This window comes from Bacillus sp. 2D03 (genome assembly GCF_003946765.1).
Classification (GTDB): Bacteria; Bacillota; Bacilli; order Bacillales; family Bacillaceae_G; genus Bacillus_A; species Bacillus_A cereus.
Genome location: NZ_RPSJ01000009.1, coordinates 237201 through 257420, shown reverse-complemented (window position 1 = coordinate 257420; position 20220 = coordinate 237201). Strand labels below are relative to the sequence as shown.

The following is a 20220-nucleotide window of genomic DNA, read 5'->3' as shown; positions in this document are numbered from 1 at the left end:
ATTCCTCCTCTTACGCTTTCGCCTTATAAAGTAAATATAAGAAATACGGTACACCGACAATAGAAATAACGATTCCAACTGGTAACTCTACAGGTGTGAAAACTGTTTTTGCAATAAAGTCTGAGGCAACTACAAGAAACATTCCGATTACGCCGCACGTGGGAATTATATACTTATGTTGAATACCGACAAGTCTTTTCGCTATATGCGGTGCCATTAAGCCAATAAAACCGATACTCCCTGAAACAGCAACACATGCACTCACAAGCCCGATACTGCTTAATAATAAAATCGATTTCTCTCTTTCTACTGAAACACCTAAACTTGTAATACTCGTTTCTTCCAATTGAAATAAATCTAGTAAATATGCTTTCTTTTGTATAAGTGGAATTAAAATAATAAGCCATGGTAACATAGCCACAATATACTTCCAGTTCGCACTATATATGCTTCCAGAAACCCACACTGCAGCCATCTCGAAATCAGTTGACTTCATTTTGAGTGATAAGTACATAGAAAAGGCCCCAAATCCTGATCCAATTGCAATCCCTGTTAATAAAAGTCGCTGCGAATCTAACTTACCGTTTTTCCAAGAAAAAAGATAGATGATAATAGCAGCACCTAATCCGCCGACTAAACCAAACATTGGCATCATCATAATAGAAACCCAGTCTGTGCTTTTTAATTGTCCTTGAAAGAAAAACATAAAAATGACGATCGCTGTTCCCGCACCGGCATTTACTCCTAAAATACCTGGGTCTGCCAATCCATTTCTCGTAATCCCTTGAATAACGGCACCCGCAACACCAAGGCCTAATCCTACTAATCCAGCAATTACGATACGTGGAAGACGAAACTCAAAAATAACTAAATCATGTTCTGGTACTGGATCAATTCTAAAAAGTGTTTTAAACACATCTGTAATCGTAATGTCGAACGTACCATTTGTTAAACTAATATAAATAGCACATAGTATTAAAAATATAATAATCCCCATCGTCATTCCGAAACGTTGACTTGAACTTTTAAGCATGTCTCTCTCCTCCTCTTGTACGGATTAAATAAAGGAAGAAAGGAATTCCAATTAAAGATGTTACGACTCCAATTGGCGTTTCAAATGGATAATTTACAAATCTACTTAAAACATCACATAACGCTAAGAAAACCCCACCAATAACGCCTGCACATGGCAATATCCATTTATAATCTACTCCAATTATAAAGCGGGTAATGTGCGGAATAATTAAACCTACAAAACCAACTTTTCCTACTAAAGCAACTGCTGTTCCTGTTAAAAAAATTACCGATAAAATTGCCATCGCTTTAACTAGTTTTGTACGCTGTCCTAAATTAATAGAAACCTCTTCGCCTAATGAAAGAATGGTAATAGATTTTGATATTAACAATGCTAAAATTATTCCAATTATCCCAAACGGTATCGTAATTTTAATTATATTAGGATCTACTTGATCTAACTTTGCATTAAACCAAAAACTAACATTTTGAGAAATTTGGAAATACGAAGCCATGGCAGCCGATACACTGCTTAAAAATGTTCCAATAACTGTTCCGATAATTGCTAACCTAACTGGTGATAAGCCATTTTGAAGGAGCGAACCAAAACCAAACACGATACCGGCTCCGAGTGCAGAACCAATCATTGAACATACAACCATACCAATTGATGACATTCCTGGAAGAAAAATCATACAAAGTGTAATAAGAAAGGCAGCACCATCCGTCACACCCATAATAGAAGGGGATGCAAGATAGTTTCTTGTCATCCCCTGCATAAGTGCTCCTGATATGGCTAGAAATGCTCCGACTAAAAGAGCTGCAACTACCCTTGGTAAACGTGAAGTAATAATAATATTATGATTTACATCACTTGAATCAAAATGAAATAATGCGTTCCACACTGTTTCAGCATCAATACTTTTCGCCCCATACAAAATCGAAAGTATAACTGTAAATAAGATGAGTATGGGTGCTATACATAATATAGTTACTGGTACTGCATTTGTTTTCTGCATATCATTCAACGCACCTTACTTATTGTATTATTTAGATAAATTTTTCACTGCTTCTTTTAAGAAGGCAGTTTTACTCCAAGCAGTACCACCTTGTGCCATTGGATCTACAACGTTTACAAATACTTTCTTTTCCTTCGCAGCATTCATACTTTGCCAAATTGGATTACTTTCAATTTCTTCTAACACTTTTGGATTTTTATTTTCACTTGCCTCATATTGTAAGAAAATATAATCTGGGTTAAGTTCAGCAAGTTTTTCAAATGAAATTTTCTCTTGTGCTTTTACAGTTTTCAATTGTTCTGGAGCAGTTAGTCCAAGATCTTTATAAATTACAGGGTTGAAGTATACTCCTTCTGGATATAGGAATAATTCGTTTGCTCTTAGTCTAATGACAAGTACTTTTTTATCTTTTAACTTATCTCCTAGTTTTGCTTTTGCTTTTTCAGCGTCTGAATTGTAGTCTTTAATAATTTTTTCTGCTTTATCTTTTTTACCAGTTAATTCTCCCATTAACTTTAAGTTATCTTCCCAATTTGTTGAAACGTGTGATACCGGGAATGTAGGAGCTACTTTCGTAAACTTTTCAGCTGTTTCTGCTGGGAATTTCGTACTTGATGTAATCACATCTGGTTTTAATTGTAGTAATGTTTCGAAATTGGGTTGCATTTTCTCACCAACAGATTTCGCACCTTCTAACTCTTTTTCCAGGTACTTTGGTAGTTTACCACCTACAGTAATGGCACCAACTGGTTTAATTCCAAGTACTGCCGCATCTTCCATTGACTCTAAACTAGCTGTCGCAATTTTATCTACTTTTGCTGGCACTGTATATTCTTTACCTAAATATGTAATTTTTCGTTTTTCATCTTTTTTCGTTTCCGTAGCTTTTGTCTGTTGTTTTTGCTCGCCTGAAGTTTTATCCGCACTATTACATGCCGCTAAACCTACACTTAAAACTGTAACCATCCCTAAAGTAAATAATTTCTTGTTCATCTTTATATGTCTCCTCTCAAATTTTCAAACTATATTCTCAATAGAATTTAACTATATGAATCTTATCCCATATATATATTTCATTAGATTAATAATTTTATCCAGAACTCATTCACGTTCACTTCCCCTAGACTATAATTCTTTTACGCCTTCATCACTTGATAATCTTTTTCACTGATAATGATTATCGTTACTAAGTATATATTTAATATGAAATTATTTCAAGAATGATTTGAAAAATTTTAACAAACTGAATTAAAAAAAGAAGTATCTCCCTAATATTAGGGAGATACTTCTTTTTTTAGAAATTTATATGCAATTCAACTGGACAATGGTCTGATCCCATCACTTCACTATTAATTTTCGCTTCTGTTATTTGGTCTTTCATTCTTTCCGAAACAACAAAATAATCTAAACGCCATCCGATATTTTTCGCTCTCGCGCCCATACGATACGACCACCACGAGTATGCACTTTCTTGATCAGGATAAAGGTAACGATATGTATCAGTAAATCCTTCTTCTAAAATACATGAAAATTTCTCTCGCTCCTCATCAGAGAATCCAGGATTTTTACGATTACTTTTTGGATTTTTCAAATCGATTTCTTTATGAGCAACATTTAAGTCTCCACAAAAAATAACTGGTTTTTTCTCATCTAATCGTTTGATATAGGACCTGAAATCATCTTCCCATTTCATTCTGTAATCTAATCGTTCTAATCCACGTTTTGAATTTGGTGTATATAACGTTATCATATAAAAATCTTCGAATTCTAAAGTAATAAGTCGCCCTTCTTGATCATGCTCTTCAATGTCTAAACCATATGTAACTGAAAGCGGTTCTTTTTTCGAAAAAATAGCAGTTCCTGAATATCCTTTTTTCACAGCATAATTCCAGTATGTATAATATCCCTCTAGATTTAAATCAATTTGCCCTTCTTGTAATTTAATCTCTTGTAGACAAAATATATCAGCACTTGATTCCTCGAGATATTCCAAGAATCCACCTTTTGCGATAACTGCTCGCAAACCATTTACATTCCATGAAATTAACTTCACTTTTAGCCCTCCTCTTGATGTTTATTTCCAAATTTCATGCTATCACAAAATAGAAAAACAATCATATTTTCACCTTTGTAATCTTGCTCTTACATTTATGAATACATACATACGCACTTTATTCAGGTTATACTAATTTCAGAGGTGATGTTCTTTGCATAATGAAGGAGTTATATTAACAAATGAGTATTGGCAAGCAATTATTCATAATGATTCTTCCTATGATAGCAAATTCTTTTATGCTGTGAAATCAACTGGAATTTTTTGCAGGCCATCATGCAAATCAAGAATACCGAATAGAAACAATGTACGAATTTTTCATCATGCAGAGCAAGCATTAAGCGAAAACTTTCGCCCGTGCAAACGTTGTAAGCCAAATGGGATCACTTTACCTAATGAAGAGTGGGTAGAACAAATTAAAGACTATATCGAAAAGCATTATGACGAATCCTTAACTCTCGACATGCTTGCGGAAATGTGTCACGGTAGCCCTTTTCATTTACAGCGTACTTTCAAAAGAATAATAGGGCTAACTCCTATAGAATATATACAACAATTCAGGGTTCTTAAAGCAACCAAATACCTTTTACACACAAATCAATCTATTAAAGAAATTAGTACTGCTGTCGGGATAGAAAACCCAGAGTATTTCGCAACTTTATTTAAAAAGAAAACCGGATTTACTCCTACTGAATATCGAAAAAAGAACGAAATGAAAGAGGGATACGATAATGAATTCCTACAAAAATAATTATATATATTGGACGCTACTTACACATAAAAATTGGCGATTTCATATTGCTGCAACTGAAAATGGACTATGTTTCATTGGATCACAAGACGAAAATTTTGAAGAATTAAATATATGGGCTAGAAAAAAACTGCCCCAACATATATTGATTCATAGTCCAGATTACTTGCAAATATATACGCAAGAAGTTATCGAGTATTTAGAAAACAAGCGAGAAACTTTTACATTTCCTATCGATGCTTATGGAACTAATTTTCAATTATCTGTTTGGAATACGGTACGTGAAATTCCTTATGGAAAGACATATTCTTATACAGAAATTGCTGAAAAAATTCAAAAACCTAAAGCTGTGCGCGCCGTTGCTTCTGCTATTGCTGCTAACCCTCTCCTTATTACTATTCCTTGTCACCGTGTTATTGGGAAGAATGGGAAACTAACCGGATTTAGGGGTGGATTAGAAATGAAGAAAAAATTGCTTACATTAGAAAAGTTATAGGTGGAATTCATATGACAGCAGAATATAATAGCGCATTATCTATAGCAGTTCCAAAAGAATTTTGTTTCCAAGAAAATTTACGTTATCTATCACGTTCTAACAATGAATGTATGTTTCATATTGAAGACAATAAAATTTATAAAGTTATCCCTGTTCAAGATGTAAATCCTTTAGTTGAAATTAGTTTGAATACTGATGGCAATATTCAAATACGTTTTTTAGGAGAGTTATATACTCATGAAAGATGGGTAAGCGATGCTGTAGCTAACTATGTAAAAGAATGGTTTGATTTAACTACTGATTTAGCTCCCTTTTATACATTAGCTAAACATGATTTACTCCTTCAAGGACCAATTGAACAATATTATGGCCTTCGTAATTTAGGTATTCCAGACTTATTTGAGGCACTTTCCTGGGGAATTATCGGTCAACAAATTAACTTAACATATGCTTATACGCTAAAAAGAAGATTAGTTGAGCAATTTGGCAGTTATGTAGAATGGGACGGTAGAAAGCATTGGATATTCCCATCACCTGAAACAATTGCAAATCTACATGTAGAAGATCTCCAACAATTAAAAATGACGACTAGAAAATGTGAATATTTAATCGGTATTGCGAAGCTTATTACAGAGAGAAAACTATCAAAAGAGGATTTACTGCAAACACAAGATGTAAAGGTTGCTGAGAAACAATTAACCGCTATCCATGGTATAGGACCATGGACTGCCAACTATGTTTTAATGCGTTGTTTAAGATTTCCTTCAGCTTTTCCAATTGATGATGTTGGTCTCCATAATGCAATTAAATTTATAACAGGTTCCGAAAATAAACCGACTAAAAATGAAATAAAAGGTTTCGCGGCAAACTGGGCTAATTGGGAGTCTTATGCGACTTTTTATTTGTGGCGAGTACTATATTAAAAAAACCAAGTAGCACATTCGTACTACTTGGTTCTTTTTTAAGCTTGCTCCTCAAAACGTCTTGCAATTTCCACAATAACTTGAACGGCTTTTTCCATAGTATCTACCGAAACATATTCAAATTTACCGTGATAATTTTCACCACCAGTGAAAATGTTCGGCGTCGGTAATCCCATATATGATAATTGTGATCCATCTGTGCCTCCGCGAATCGGATGAATATTTGGTTCAATGTCTAAACTTTTCATTGCTTCATATGCAATATCAACAATTTCTCTTACCGGTTCAATTTTTTCAAGCATGTTATAGTATTGATCGTTCATTTCTAAAACGACTGCATCTTCGCCATACTTTTCTTGCATAGTCTTCACAATATTTTTAACGTTATTTTTACGCGCCTCAAAATTTTCACGATCAAAGTCTCGAATAATATAATACGCTTTACTTTGCTCAACATCACCATTTAAAGAAAGTAAATGATAGAATCCTTCATAGCCTTCTGTATATTCTGGCGCCTCTTCTACTGGTAAATACCCGTTAAACTCCATAGCCAGTTTAGTAGCATTGCGCATTTTATTTTTCGCTGTTCCAGGATGTGTATTCGTTCCGTTAAACGTTAACTTAGCACCTGCAGCATTAAAACTTTCATACTCTAAACCACCTAATGGACCTCCATCCATCGTATAAGCGAATGATGCACCAAACGCTTCTACATCAAAATGCGCTGGCCCACGACCAATTTCTTCATCCGGTGTAAATGCTACTCTTATTTTCCCGTGCTTAATTTGCGGATTATGTATTAAATGGTTCATTGCAACCATAATTTCTGTAAGACCAGCTTTATCATCTGCTCCTAGAAGTGTTGTACCATCAGTTGTAATAATGGTATGTCCTTTATATGATGGTAATTCCGGGAACTGCTCTGGTGTTAACACAACATTTAGCTCTTCATTTAACGTAATTGCATTACCATCAAAATTTTCATGAATTTGTGGTTTGACGTTTTTCCCTGTAAAGTCTGTTGCTGTATCTAAATGGGCTAAAAATCCAATTACAGGAACATCCTTGTCCGTATTAGCTGGAAGTGTTGCCATTACATAGCCATTATCATCCATCGTTACTTCTGTTAAACCAATTTCTTTTAGCTCTTCCACTAATAACTTACCAAACTCAATTTGTCCTGGTGTTGTTGGTACTGTATGGCTTTCTTCATTTGATTGCGTATCAATTTTTACATATCTCGTAAATCTTTCAATAAGTTCTTGTTTCAAGTTCATTCACTCCCTTTTATGTTTCTCCCTCCATTATAATCCTTAAAACGAAATATTTTAACTTTTTTGACTGTGAAGATGTATATTTCATTTACATTGTTAACACTTTTAAACGCATGATAAAAAGACATAATATTTGTACATTAAGACCGTAACAGGTAACATACATAATTATAAAATATGGGAGGTTTTAAAGATGAGGCTAACTCTCTTTCGCTATTTTCTTTTTTTCTTAGGATTAATTTTCTTTGGCCTTGGAAACGCTCTCGCAGTCAAAGTTAAATTTCTCGGCTTGCACCCCTGGGAAGTTTTAAAGATGGCTCTCTACCAAAAGTTTGGATGGACCATCGGTACGTGGAGTGTCATATGTGGGTTATGTCTCGTTCTAATATCTTTACTAGTAGATCGAAAATATATAAATGTGGGGACATTTTTGAATGCACTACTTATCGGTCCCATTATGAACTTTTTCTTACAATCAAACATGCTTCCAGAAGCTAGTAATTATTTATGGATAAACTTACTCATTTTATTTTCTGGTATTGCCATTACAGGTATCGGTGGAGGTATGTACGTTGCAGCTGGGATTGGCGCTGGACCCCGTGATGGATTCATGCTTACTATTTCAGACAAAACAGGACTTTCTATTAGCCGTGCTAGAATCATAGTAGAATGTATTGTACTAGTTATTGGATTTATGCTAGGAGGTCCTGTTTTCATCGTAACTTTTCTGTACACCTTTATTCAAAGTCCAATCTTTCAGCAATCATTTAAGATGTTTCAAACACTTTTACATACTTTACATGGCAAAAAGAAAATTAGTGAACATCTTTAAAGTACAGCTTAATACAAATAAATCCACCCTATTTACGACTCTCACCGTAAATAGGGTGTTTCTGTTTTTATCTCGCAATTTAAGAATATATACTACTCATTTACAATAAAAGTATATACATCATCATAAATACAGCCATTTACTTTAATCACATACTTCCCAGGTTTATTAAAACTAATTGTGTATTTATTTAACTGAATTGCTTCTTTATCTCCAGAAAGAATATCAATACTTCTGCCACTTAATACATACAATTCATTTAGATTCATCGTTACATCAATTGTATTGAAATTTTCTACTTTCACTTGCTGTGCTTCCGCAACGCTTACACTTGGTTCTAAAAACAGTAGTCCACTTAATCCAATCGTCCCCGCTAAAGCAACTCCCGCAAACTTTTTAATCTGTTTCATTACAATGACCTCCTTATAGATTTTGCGTAAAGGCAATGTCTCCCTTACACCACAAAGCCTATATGTAATGAAATGAAAAGTAAACGGGGACTGTAAGACAAAATTCTACATCTTTTTCTCCTATTGAATATAAATCCAACGTTTGGAGTTTTGACACATTTAAAATTGTTTCCCTAAACCAATTTCTCCATAATTTATTCAAAGACTGAATAATTACTTATTGATTTAACATTCTAAAAATAGTTGATAAAGATGCTTTCTATTCAAAAAAAAGACTTTGCTATAAAAGTAACTTTTACAACAAAATCCATGCAACTAATTTTATTCCTCTTTCCATAATCTCTCTACATTCATTAATTGTTCTTCTTTAAACTCCATCTTATATATATCCGGTTTTGACGTATTCATTAAAAATTCAAAACCATATTGTTTATCAAAATAGTTCATCATTAATGTCATGACAAGCCCATGTGTACCAATTACAATTTTGCATCCTTGAAAATCCATTAAGATTTCTTTTAATACTTTCACTACTCTTCTCTGGCAATCTGCATATGACTCTCCTTCCGTTCGTGCAAAGTCCGGATTAGAGAACATCTTCTGTACAAGTGGATACACCTCTTTGTCTGATATAACCTGATCCTCACTTGAAAACATACACTCTTTAAGATTTTCATATACTACTATTTCTTTTTCATGGAAATTAGCTGACTCCTCTATCGTTAGCATAGCCCGATTATAAGGACTTGAAATAAAAGTATCAATCCTCTCCGCTTTTAATATGTCAGTTACTCTACGGGCATCCATATGTCCCCTCTCAGTTAACCCGCGCATTCTTTCATTTCCTTCTAGTTTTGGTGATTCACCATGTCTAACCATATAAATATATGTGCTCATAATTTCTCCTTAAAATTTTTTATAAAGTGAAACTTTAATTAGCCCTTACTAATCGGGCTTTTACAGGAAAATAGCGAGATAAGTTAATAAATCACGTTCATTTATCCCATTTCAACACTTAGGCGTAATACTAAAATACTTTATAAACTGTGCTGATTTGTTCGTCTAATCCATTCTCCTACTAAACTCTCAAATAATTCAGGCTGCTCAATTTGCAAATTATGCCCTGCCATATCTAACACTGCTAATGTTGCCCTTGGATATTCTTCAATAATTTCTATAATATTTTGATAACCTACTGATATATCTTGTCTTCCAGTCAGTAAAAGAACGGGATTTTCATATTTTTCACGCTGAAAATCCATAGTAAGAGAGTAATTCTTTTGCAACCTTTCAATAAATTCATCATTAGCAACATCTAACCCAGGCTTAATTTCTTCTTTAAATCGCTTATATGTATATTCATTTGCTATTACAGCTAACTCACAAAATTCCTCTCTTTCTGTGGAAGTGAGCGTATTTAAAAATTCCTCATCTTGTACAATTACCTGTTTATCTGGAAGAATCCTTTTTTCTGGCTCCGCTACAACAACAGGACATACTAATAGTAATCCGCTAACTCTCTCAAACATCTTTGCAAGTATACCTTTAGCTAAATAGCCTCCATATGATTCTCCTACCAATAAAAATTTTTCAGTAGAAATGATTTCCTCAATAAATGTGATAAGCACTTCTACTATACGATCTGAACTATTTATCCAATTTGGAGCATTCGATTTTCCCATTCCAGGTAAATCAATATATATTCGCTTATAACCTTCATATTTCTGAAATACTGATTCCATACATTTCATCATTAACCTATGGTCAGGGGCGCAGCCATGTATGATAATGACCGGTTTACCCTCTCCCACAATTTCATAGTATATTTCTGCATCTTTAATTCGATATATCATAAAAAAGCCTCCCTATTTAGTGGCAATACTATTCCACTCTGTAAGAATACACGTTCTTATTTTATATCCTTTCTCAACATTTTCACAAATGTTAATTTTCAGATTAAAAAATAAAAAGCTCCCCAAAAAAGGATACTCATCATTTTATATGCAATTTTGCATCTCCACTTACAAATCACTAAAAAAACTTTACAATTCAAAGGATGACTAAATATACAATTTCTATTTAAAGTCTTGATGCAGTCTATACTATCAACCGCAATATTTTTTAAACCTTAAGAATACTTACACTCTTTAACACTTTCCTTATAAACATGATTTTTATAAGGAAATCTGATACAATTCTTAAATAATATTATTATGTATAGATATAACGAACATAGTGCATAATTAAAGAAGGTGATTTCATTGAAATTAAATAAAAATTTACAATTATGTATATTAATCGGAACATTAATATGCTATTCAATCTATTTTATATTTTTCTATCTGTTCCCTACTCATTTTTCAAATTCAGATGTACGCTTCGCTTCACTTGTCGTTGAAGCCATTACATTTGTATCACTGATTTACTCTATATATTCTAAAAAAGTCAGTTCAAATCCGTTTTGGATATGTATTACAATAGCAATTGGTAGTTTTTTATTAGGGAAAATAGTATATACATATCAAGATAGCTTCTTCGAAATTCCAATACATCGTTTTACGGTTTCTGATGTATTTTATATGTTTTTTCTATTTTTCTGTCTTATCGCTTTCTGCTATAAAATCTTAAAGGAATGCAATAAATGGGAAAAAGCGTTCTTTATTTGTGATATATGCATAGTGCTTACTTCCATATTTACATTAGAATGGTATTTATTTAATCAACCAAATTTAAATATATTCGCTCTTTCACTAGGAGATGTTTTCCTTTCATTTTTATACCCAATTGCAGATTTATTATTTCTACTACTAGGTGTTAGTCTCTTTTTCCGTCCAACAATTTTTAATTCCAAACGGAAAATTTATATCTTTATTTTTGTATTAATAAGTTCTGCAACTTTTAACTATATTTATTTTTACTTAAATAACCACTTATCAACTGAAACGATAATATTATTACGTCTTTTATATAGAATACCTATATTACTTATTGCAATAGCTGGCTCTATTTCAGAAGATCATAATAGCCATAAAAATTATTTCCTTGTAAACCCTATAATAGGAAAAAAAGCTTTAGTTGTATTTCCCTATCTTGCTGTTGCAATACTAATCGGGTTTACATTAAAAGAACAAACATCATCTTCAACTCTCATTACAGGAAATTGTATTACTTTTATTTTCGTACTCATTCGTCATTCTATCGTACGTATGCAAAACAATTCCTTAACAAAACGTTTGCAGGCATTTAATGCCCAACTAGAAGAAAAAGTTACTTTACGGACGTCTGATTTAGTTCATAAATCAGAGGCTCTTTCTCAAAAACAGCAAAAGTTTAAATCATTATATGAATATCATCCTGACCCTATCTTCACCATTGATTTAAATGGAATATTCTTAAATGTAAATAAGGCTGGGAGTGTACTACTTGGGGCACCAACAGATGAGTTACTAGGTGAAACTTGTTTTTCGATCATTTTAGATGAAGATAAGCATAAGCTAGCAATGGCATTAGAAAAAGTGAAACAACAAGAATCGGCATTCTTACAACTTAGTTCTCAATATAAAGATGGCTTTACTTATTTTTTATACGTTACAATCATTCCTATTATAATAGACGGACAAATTTCAGGAAGCTATATTATGGTGAAAGATATTACTGCACTAAAAAAACAGCAAGAAGAAATAAAATATTTAGCATTCCATGACACTGTAACGAAAATTGGGAACCGTGCCTTTTTCCATAAGAAATTAAAGAGAGTTATAAAAAATGCTAAAATAACAGAAAGCGAGTTTGCATTATTATATTTAGATTTAGATCGCTTTAAAGCAATTAACGATACACTTGGACATTCATCAGGAGATTACATATTAGAAGAAGTAGCAAAGCGATTCCAATCATGTCTTCCATCACATACTCATCTTTCAAGAATCGGTGGCGATGAATTTACAATCATAATTGAAAACTATACTGACGAAGATTACTTATTCCAATTATGTAACCAATTATTTAAATGCATGAAAAAGTCATTTATCATACATGAGCATAAATTAACTTTATCACTGAGTATCGGCATCGCTATTTATCCACATTCCGGAATCGATACCGCTACACTTCTAAAAAACGCTAATGTTGCAATGTATGATGCAAAAGCAAAAGAACTTAACTCTGTATCTATTTATGACGATGTAATCGCTAAAAAAATTGAAAGACGATTGCGATTAGAAAAAGATTTACCAAACGCACTACAAAATGAAGAATTGTTCCTTTTGTATCAACCTCAAGTTGATAGTGAATCTAATAAAATTATCGGTGCAGAAGCTTTAATTAGGTGGAATCATCCTGAATTAGGTATTATTTCTCCATACGAGTTTATTCCGATTGCAGAAGAAACACTACAAATTATTTCAATAGGTAAATGGACATTAGAGCAGGCTTGCAAGCAAATGAAACGTTGGCACGCACTCGGATATTCACATTTAAAAATAGGTGTGAATTTATCTGCTAAGGAATTTGAACAAGAGGATTTTGTAAAATCTATTTCTTCTACTTTAACAAATACAGGTTTACCAGCAAGCTCTCTTGATCTTGAATTAACAGAGCGAATTGCAATGATGGATGAGCGAGAAACATTGATAAAACTGCGTACACTAAAAAGTTTAGGGATTCACATTTCTATCGACGATTTTGGTACAGGTTATTCTTCGCTAGCCTACTTACCTTTGTATCCAATTGATACGTTAAAAATCCCGAGAGAATTTATTACAATGTCTGAAACATGTGATGATGGAATGGAAATTATTAAAACGATCATCACATTAGCAAATACATTAGGAATGTCTGTCATTGCTGAAGGTGTAGAAACGAAAGAGCACGTAAATTTCCTTCAAAAAAATAAATGTCAGTTTATTCAAGGTTATTATTACAGTAAACCTATTCATATTCATGCATTTACTGAGCTATTAGAAAATGGCATTCACCGATAGTACATAGCTAATTGGAATAAATAATAATGAATTGGAACAAATATAGTAAAAAGGAAAGAAGATACCTTCTTTCCTTTTTACTATTTACATTTCTATTACTTCACCACTTCATTTATTATATCTATTAATTGATGAATCCCCTCATCATTTGTTTTCTTATATCCATTCATGTTTTGAATATATTTATCCTTATTTGTATACAACTTATTTACTGCATGTATAAATGTATTCGTACTTACTCTATCTTGGAGTATAACTTCCGCATATCCTTGCTGTGAAAAATATTCAGCATTTAAAACTTGATCTCCTCTACTGGAACTGTTAGTTAACGGGATAAGCAACATCGGTTTCTTCAAAAATAACAATTCAGAAATAGCAGTAGAACCCGCTCTTGAAACTACAACACTTGCCATATTTAGTATATGCGGCAACTCATCGCCTATATATTCAAATTGCATATACCCCTCCTTGCCAATAGATGGGTCTACCTTCCCTTTACCACATATATGAATAATATTAAAGTTTAATAGTATTGTATCTAAACATTCCCTTACCATATCATTTATCCACTTAGCACCTTGACTCCCACCCATAATTAATAATACTGGTTTATCTTGCTGAAATTCACAATATCTTCTTCCTCGTAATACGTTACCCTTCTCAATTTCTTCCCTTACAATTGGTCCTACATAAACCTTCTTCTCATTATTTACATTTTCTCCTGTCTGAGGAAATGTTGTGCATAGCTTTGTAGCAAAAGGTAATGCTATTTTATTGGCAAGCCCTAATGTGCTATCTGGTTCACGTATAATTATAGGCACACGATTTAACCATGCTCCTATAGCTACAGGAACTGAAACAAATCCTCCTGCTGAAAAGATAACGTCAGGCTTTGTTTTCTTAATTAAATTATAACTTTGTAAACAACCGCGTATAATTTTAAAAGGATCTTTAAAATTCTCCCAATCCCAATATCTCCTAAGCTTTCCCGTTGAAACACTATTGTATTTAACATTTTGCACTAATGATTTTTCAATTCCATTTTTAGATCCAATATACTCGACTCTCCATCCTTTCTCTATAAATTTAGGAATTAATACAATATTAATCATAACGTGTCCGGCTGTACCGCCCCCAGTAAAAAGAATCGTTTTGCTCATAACTTATACCCACCTTTATTATTAAAAATCTAGCTTTATATTTACCTTTTAAATGTAAATGAACTTATTATTTTTTATATAAATCTTTAACTCCACCTCTATATCTTTTAAAAGATCGTTAATGAGTTCATAAAAATCATTTCCATACTCACTACACTCATATTGAGCAAAGATTTGAATCACATACCTAGTTTCCGTCTCTAATGCTGACTTTATTCGATTGACCCTTTTTTCTTCTACATACGCTTGATATTTATGTATTGCCTCATAAATAAGCAATACATGCGCTTCTTCATCTCTCCAGTCCAGCGTATCAACAATTGAAAGAAATAGCGTATTTTGATTATCTATTACTTCATAACCATTCATATATTTCTTACACCCTTTTTTGTTTTTCATTGCATGCAGATGTCACTACACTTCGCATACTCAAGTACATCTTTTAATGATTGATGAAATTCAATTTCTGGGATCCAACCTAACTTTTTTATTTCCTCTGTTGCTAAACTCTCATTTGAGTCGCTCCCACTTTTCTCTGTTTCCTCTATAAAAAAATTTAGCTGTGTTAATTCTTTATATTGTTCTAGTACATCTAATAAAGATCGTTTTACTCCTGATCCGATATTATATTGTTTTCCATTTATTCCATCTCGTAATAACACATGATACGCTTTGACCGCATCACGTACATCTAGAAAATCTCTACTATCTTTCAAACTGTTTACTTCGATAATAGCCTTACTTCTACCTGATTCTATATCTATCATTTTCTTTGCGAGAATCGAACAAATACCATTCGATACCCCTGGACCAATTAAATTTGAGGGCTTTGCAATGATAATATTTGAATCCATTAATCCTCCCCAAGCCTCTGCAATAATGACTTGCATCGTTTTACTTAAACTATATGGATTCGAAATTTTTATTTCGTTCATACTATTTGCTTGCAAAGCAGATCCTATAACTAATGTTCTACAATGCGAGGCTTCTTGCTTAATTGCTTCTAATAAATATAACGTTCCTATTACATTAATCTCTATATATTCAAGGGCAGCTGTCCAAGATTCTATGACCGAATTCCTTCCTGCTAAATGCAATACGTAGTCTGGCTTTATTTGTTTCATTACCTTCATTACTTCGCTCTTATTAGTTAAATTACAAGTAATACCATTTTTAATTTTTTCTCTATGTGCACGATTTTGAAACATAGGAATTACATGAAAGCCCTGCTCTAAAAAATAGTGGCAAGCATGGCGTCCTGTGAAACCATTTGCACCAGTTATTAAAAGGATCGCATTTTTTTTCATCGCAAAAATCCTCCTTTTAATAGCATTTGTTTCACCTCATGTTTTTCAAGTAAGTCTTGTTGAGAACTAAAACTCTTCACATCCACTAGAGGATAGCTAGAATAATATTCTTGAAGTCCTTCTATAGGAATAGTCGGTAGTACCACAAAATAATTTTGATCAAAACTTATACTTGTTTTACTCTCTACCTCAGATAGAAGCATTTCACTTAATTTTTCACCCGGTCTTATCCCTACCTCTTTTACCTTAACTTTTTCTTTTCCAGAATATTCAATTAATACTTCTGCTAAATCTGTTATTTTACATGCCGGCATTTTCATAACAAAGATTTCCCCGCCTCTACCTTGAGATACGGCTTTAAATAACAATCCAACAGCATCCTCAACTGTTAAGAAAAATCTAGTCATATTCGCATCGGTAATCCCTACTTCTGAAGATTTTTTAATTTGTTGTTTAAAAAGTGGTACTACACTTCCACTCGTTCCTAAAACATTTCCACCACGAACACAAATGAATTTTGTTTTCTTCGTTTGTATATTCGCATGAACCATTAATTTTTCACCAATTGCTTTTGTCATCCCATACGTATTTGATGGATCAGCTGCTTTATCCGTTGAAACATATATAACTTTTTCAACTTGCATCTGTATAGAGGCTTCAATTACATTTTGCGTACCATGTATATTTGTTTTTATAGCTTCATAAGGATAATACTCACATACTGGAACATGTTTTAAAGCTGCCAGATGGAACACATAATGTACACCTTGGCAAGCATAGACTAGTTGATCTTTATCACGAATATCTCCAATAATAAATTTTAACCTATCATCATTTATAAACTGTTGCTGCATTTCAAACTGAACCGTTTCATTTCTTGAAAAAATTCTAATTTCTTTCGGTGATTTTTCTAACAGTTGTTTTATAAGTTCATGCCCCCACGAACCTGTCCCACCAGTAATTAAAATTATTTTATTTAACATTCTTTTTCCTCCTACGAAACATCTCAATTTAAATAATATTTATTGAATTATTTTCAATTGATTCAAATCATAATCGTCGTTTGTTACATTTAATTGACAAAATAAAAAAACAGAAACTATTAAACGTAGTTTCTGTTTTTCATTTCATCTCACAACAGTAAGATTTTCTATACGGTTTTCATGATAAATAAATTCCTTGTAAAAAACACCGCTCATTTATTTCTTATACTCGTAATAAAATAAATAGAATGATTCATAGCCAATAATCATGTTTAAATTTATGAAAAAGGGAGGTAACGGAATGGACCGAAGCAATTCAAATCATACATATAACGGACCTTCCAAAGCACTGCCTCTCTCCCTATTCGACGTAAAAAATGAATTGAAACAAAAAAGCAAACTTATTCCTTCTGGCACCATGTATAAATTAACGAAAGAAGAACAACTCATCATCAACAAAATAAAAATACAAACAGAACAGCTAAATAAAAATAATGTTACAAGAACACGCGCATACTACCAATTTTACATTCAATATCCAGAAATACATTGGGCACTGCTTGGGCATATGGTATCACGTAACGGCGGTTGGAATATGACTGATTTAAAGGGCGATTTATATACGAGAATTTTATCAGAGAAAGATCAATTCATATTTTTTTCTTTTTTAGAAAGAGGGAATTGGCTTATTTTCCAAGATGTATACCCTCAATTTTTACTTTACGAACAAAGTGTAAAGAGATCACAAAAGTTATTTCACCTTCTCCCTCACCTAAATGTTTCTACATTTATGGAAACGATGTGGAACCATTTTTGGAAAACAGGTAACAAAAAAACTTTAGCAATTGCAACTATTATTAATGAACAAAACTACTTAGAAAAAAGAGTGATTCAAAATGTACAATTTAAAAAGACTGTACTAAATAGTATTGGATTTAAACTCTTTGATTTCTTTCAGTTTAATCATATCCTTTTCCCATTCTACGAAAATGATAAGAAACAAAAAGTATTACTATTTGGTGATACAATGAAACATTTCACTTCCTTACATGAACGGATATTAATTGGAAAAAGATTGTACTCATTATTATTTCGAGATACACATGTTTTATCTCAAATAATAAGCTGGGCTCAACAACATCCACATACAGGATCTAGGAAAGATTACTGGCCCCATTTATTTTCAAGTGTAAATGAATCTTTTTCCCGTGAGTTTTATAAGCGCCGAATAAAGAAATGCCAGTTACGAAATGGCGCTTATCGCATATACAGCCCTGCACTCATCTATGCATGGCGAGATATGAAGCATGAAGCAGTTGACAGTGAAGATTGGTTTACCGATTGGCAAGTTGTAAATTACTTAGTTGATAAGGAGGAAAATATAAATGGACAAATTACAGAAGACTACTGCAAAACACTCGAAAAAATTGAACTCGCCATTCTCGCAAAGAAAAATGTCCTCCTCCGAGAAGAAGAATGAGTTTCTAGCATTAGTAGTTACAATCTTTCTCTCTTCTATTATTGGAACTTGCTTAGATGCCTTTTTTGTTCATAAACAAATATATTCTTTTCCGGCTAGGCCCTTCTCATCCACATTTTCGGTGAATATAGCTTTTACATTGTTCGTACTGCCGATTTTAACAGTTATCTTTATACACATTTCAAAAAAATTATCTAAAGTTTCTAGAATTTTATTTATTATTTCAATCGGTATTTGTGCTAGCCTTTTTGAACAGATTGCTGAAAGTTTAGGTTTATTTGTACATAGTGCGAATTGGAACCATACATATTCTTTATTTGGTTATATGATTTTTCATTCTTTTATTTGGAACGTATATAATTGGATAAAAAAATAAAGAGACCATTATAGGTCTCTTCTTAAGCATACTCTTCCGTTATTACTAATGGTGCCAATGTTTGAAGGCTTTTAGAGCGTAAACGATAGGCAACGACTTTCTTCTTATATTGCTTAATGACATCAACATGTTCCTCATAGCTATATAGCGAAAATCTAATCTCTTTATTCCCTTTCTTCGTGTTAATAACGATCGGTGTTCCTTCTCCGTGCGGCGGGAAATAATGTTTATCTAAAAACAAAGCCTCATTAAATTCATGAATAACTTGTAGTTTCATTTCTCCCTCTATATTTTTTCCATCTATCGATATAGAAGTATTTTCCGCCTCAAGCTTTTGATGCAATTCAAATCTACTAATAATTGATTCTACAACAGAAGTGGGCATGCTAGAAACTAATACTTTAATAGCTCCAAAAACAAATAATGTACCTATAAACCATGTTGTCATTGTTATCATCTCCATTACATTTAAAAAATAAATTTCGTTCCATACGGTATTAGTATACTAATGAGTATTCCAGTTACAATCATCGTTACCGAACCGATTGTCGCCTCTTTCTCGCCTTCTTTCACTAAACGACTCACACCGATAATATGTGATGCACAGCCCATTCCAACTCCTTTTCCAATCGTACTTGTTATACGGAAAAACTTAAGTACTGTTGGTCCGATCATAGCACCTGTTATTCCTGCAACAACTACAAAACTAGAAGTCATAGATGGAATACCACCAATTTGATCCGATAATGAAATGGCAATTGGCATCGTTGCTAATTGCGGCAGTGTCGTTACTATGAGTTCCTTATTTATATTTAACATCTCACCAATCACTACATTCATACCGGTTAAAGCCACTATACCTACCGCTACGCCAATAAGTATCGACAAAAAGTTTTTCATAAGTATTTTTCGCTCTTTAAATAGAGGTATCGCTAACGCTACAATTGCAGGACTCAATAAGCCGGAGAGAATATCCCCTCCATTCTCTCTATACTCATGATGAGAAATACCCAAAATTAGAAATAAGCAAATCATACTTGCTGTAACTGTTAACACTGGTAACGTAAATGCAAACGTAAATTTTTTATATAGCTTTGTCGCCAAGAAATAAATTGCTACAGTAATAATAATTAAAACCATTTGAATCGTGCACCTTGTCG

21 protein-coding genes are annotated in these 20220 nt (G+C 32.9%); 7 read left to right on the top strand and 14 right to left on the bottom strand.

Annotation, left to right across the window (positions count from 1 at the left end):
• Positions 1-10 precede the first annotated feature (10 nt).
• The 4 genes from EBQ15_RS21020 to EBQ15_RS21005 form a co-directional block, all read right to left on the bottom strand.
• Positions 11-1033 (bottom strand): FecCD family ABC transporter permease, encoded by a 1023-nt coding sequence (locus EBQ15_RS21020; RefSeq protein ID WP_000920451.1) that lies wholly within the window; start codon positions 1031-1033, stop codon positions 11-13.
• Positions 1026-2033, bottom strand: a complete 1008-nt coding sequence (locus EBQ15_RS21015; RefSeq protein ID WP_001173050.1) for a FecCD family ABC transporter permease — start codon at positions 2031-2033, stop codon at positions 1026-1028. Before EBQ15_RS21015 ends, EBQ15_RS21020 begins: the two co-directional genes overlap by 8 nt.
• 27 nt (positions 2034-2060) lie before the next feature.
• Complete coding sequence (locus EBQ15_RS21010; RefSeq protein ID WP_001035506.1) at positions 2061-3026, bottom strand: iron-hydroxamate ABC transporter substrate-binding protein; 966 nt, start codon at positions 3024-3026, stop codon at positions 2061-2063.
• A gap of 301 nt (positions 3027-3327) precedes the next feature.
• Positions 3328-4086 carry an exodeoxyribonuclease III gene (locus EBQ15_RS21005; protein ID WP_000767617.1) on the bottom strand — a complete coding sequence of 253 codons (759 nt, stop codon included), beginning with the start codon at positions 4084-4086 and terminating at the stop codon, positions 3328-3330.
• A 154-nt stretch (positions 4087-4240) separates the two neighbouring features.
• On the opposite strand from EBQ15_RS21005, the gene EBQ15_RS21000 reads away from it, so the two are divergent.
• Genes EBQ15_RS21000 through EBQ15_RS20990 form a run of 3 tightly spaced genes read left to right on the top strand, consistent with a single transcriptional unit; the run spans position 4241 to position 6256 of the window.
• A complete protein-coding gene (locus tag EBQ15_RS21000; protein WP_000551300.1) occupies positions 4241-4837 on the top strand; it encodes a bifunctional transcriptional activator/DNA repair enzyme AdaA in 597 nt (198 codons plus the stop codon).
• A complete protein-coding gene (locus tag EBQ15_RS20995; RefSeq protein WP_001089837.1) occupies positions 4818-5333 on the top strand; it encodes a methylated-DNA--[protein]-cysteine S-methyltransferase in 516 nt (171 codons plus the stop codon). Before EBQ15_RS21000 ends, EBQ15_RS20995 begins: the two co-directional genes overlap by 20 nt.
• Before the next feature lie 11 nt (positions 5334-5344).
• Entirely contained in the window at positions 5345-6256 is a 912-nt protein-coding gene (locus EBQ15_RS20990) for a DNA-3-methyladenine glycosylase 2 (protein ID WP_000123499.1), read from the top strand.
• Positions 6257-6294: 38 nt separating this feature from the next.
• On the opposite strand, the gene pepT is transcribed toward EBQ15_RS20990, so the two are convergent.
• On the bottom strand, positions 6295-7527 hold the full coding sequence (pepT, locus tag EBQ15_RS20985; RefSeq protein WP_000807014.1) for a peptidase T: 1233 nt from the start codon (positions 7525-7527) through the stop codon (positions 6295-6297).
• Positions 7528-7723: 196 nt separating this feature from the next.
• On the opposite strand from pepT, the gene EBQ15_RS20980 reads away from it, so the two are divergent.
• The gene (locus tag EBQ15_RS20980; protein ID WP_001241252.1) at positions 7724-8362 is read left to right on the top strand and encodes a YczE/YyaS/YitT family protein; all 639 of its coding nucleotides are present in this window, start codon (positions 7724-7726) and stop codon (positions 8360-8362) included.
• 92 nt (positions 8363-8454) lie between these two features.
• Here the strand turns inward: EBQ15_RS20980 and EBQ15_RS20975 are convergent, their stop codons facing one another.
• From EBQ15_RS20975 to EBQ15_RS20965, 3 genes are all read right to left on the bottom strand, one after another.
• Positions 8455-8772 carry a hypothetical protein gene (locus EBQ15_RS20975; RefSeq protein WP_000809495.1) on the bottom strand — a complete coding sequence of 106 codons (318 nt, stop codon included), beginning with the start codon at positions 8770-8772 and terminating at the stop codon, positions 8455-8457.
• 321 nt (positions 8773-9093) lie between these two features.
• Positions 9094-9669, bottom strand: coding sequence for a histidine phosphatase family protein (locus EBQ15_RS20970; protein WP_000109178.1), 576 nt, complete (start codon positions 9667-9669; stop codon positions 9094-9096).
• 140 nt (positions 9670-9809) lie between these two features.
• Entirely contained in the window at positions 9810-10625 is an 816-nt protein-coding gene (locus tag EBQ15_RS20965; protein WP_000640332.1) for an alpha/beta fold hydrolase, read from the bottom strand.
• Positions 10626-11033: 408 nt separating this feature from the next.
• Here EBQ15_RS20965 and EBQ15_RS20960 point away from each other — a divergent pair, with 408 nt between their 5' ends.
• Positions 11034-13754 (top strand): bifunctional diguanylate cyclase/phosphodiesterase, encoded by a 2721-nt coding sequence (locus EBQ15_RS20960; RefSeq protein WP_000773536.1) that lies wholly within the window; start codon positions 11034-11036, stop codon positions 13752-13754.
• 95 nt (positions 13755-13849) lie between these two features.
• Here EBQ15_RS20960 and EBQ15_RS20955 read toward each other — a convergent pair whose 3' ends face one another.
• The 4 genes from EBQ15_RS20955 to EBQ15_RS20940 are packed head-to-tail and all read right to left on the bottom strand — an operon-like array spanning position 13850 to position 17204.
• The gene (locus tag EBQ15_RS20955; RefSeq protein WP_000047558.1) at positions 13850-14914 is read right to left on the bottom strand and encodes an undecaprenyldiphospho-muramoylpentapeptide beta-N-acetylglucosaminyltransferase; all 1065 of its coding nucleotides are present in this window, start codon (positions 14912-14914) and stop codon (positions 13850-13852) included.
• Positions 14915-14962: 48 nt separating this feature from the next.
• Positions 14963-15313, bottom strand: coding sequence for a DUF6572 domain-containing protein (locus tag EBQ15_RS20950; RefSeq protein ID WP_002098140.1), 351 nt, complete (start codon positions 15311-15313; stop codon positions 14963-14965).
• A complete protein-coding gene (locus EBQ15_RS20945; protein WP_000739017.1) occupies positions 15310-16221 on the bottom strand; it encodes an SDR family oxidoreductase in 912 nt (303 codons plus the stop codon). Before EBQ15_RS20945 ends, EBQ15_RS20950 begins: the two co-directional genes overlap by 4 nt.
• A complete protein-coding gene (locus EBQ15_RS20940; protein WP_000932588.1) occupies positions 16218-17204 on the bottom strand; it encodes a UDP-N-acetylglucosamine 4,6-dehydratase family protein in 987 nt (328 codons plus the stop codon). The genes EBQ15_RS20945 and EBQ15_RS20940 overlap by 4 nt, the downstream gene beginning before the upstream one ends.
• A gap of 301 nt (positions 17205-17505) precedes the next feature.
• On the opposite strand from EBQ15_RS20940, the gene EBQ15_RS20935 reads away from it, so the two are divergent.
• Both EBQ15_RS20935 and EBQ15_RS20930 read left to right on the top strand, forming a co-directional pair.
• A complete protein-coding gene (locus EBQ15_RS20935) occupies positions 17506-18684 on the top strand; it encodes a DUF2515 domain-containing protein (protein ID WP_000376169.1) in 1179 nt (392 codons plus the stop codon).
• On the top strand, positions 18659-19060 hold the full coding sequence (locus EBQ15_RS20930; RefSeq protein ID WP_033683151.1) for a CBO0543 family protein: 402 nt from the start codon (positions 18659-18661) through the stop codon (positions 19058-19060). Before EBQ15_RS20935 ends, EBQ15_RS20930 begins: the two co-directional genes overlap by 26 nt.
• Before the next feature lie 22 nt (positions 19061-19082).
• Here the strand turns inward: EBQ15_RS20930 and EBQ15_RS20925 are convergent, their stop codons facing one another.
• Positions 19083-19508 carry a YfmQ family protein gene (locus EBQ15_RS20925; RefSeq protein ID WP_016118507.1) on the bottom strand — a complete coding sequence of 142 codons (426 nt, stop codon included), beginning with the start codon at positions 19506-19508 and terminating at the stop codon, positions 19083-19085.
• A 20-nt stretch (positions 19509-19528) separates the two neighbouring features.
• Positions 19529-20200: an LrgB family protein gene (locus EBQ15_RS20920; RefSeq protein WP_000242948.1), complete on the bottom strand. Its 672-nt coding sequence runs from the start codon at positions 20198-20200 to the stop codon at positions 19529-19531.
• Positions 20201-20220: the final 20 nt, after the last annotated feature.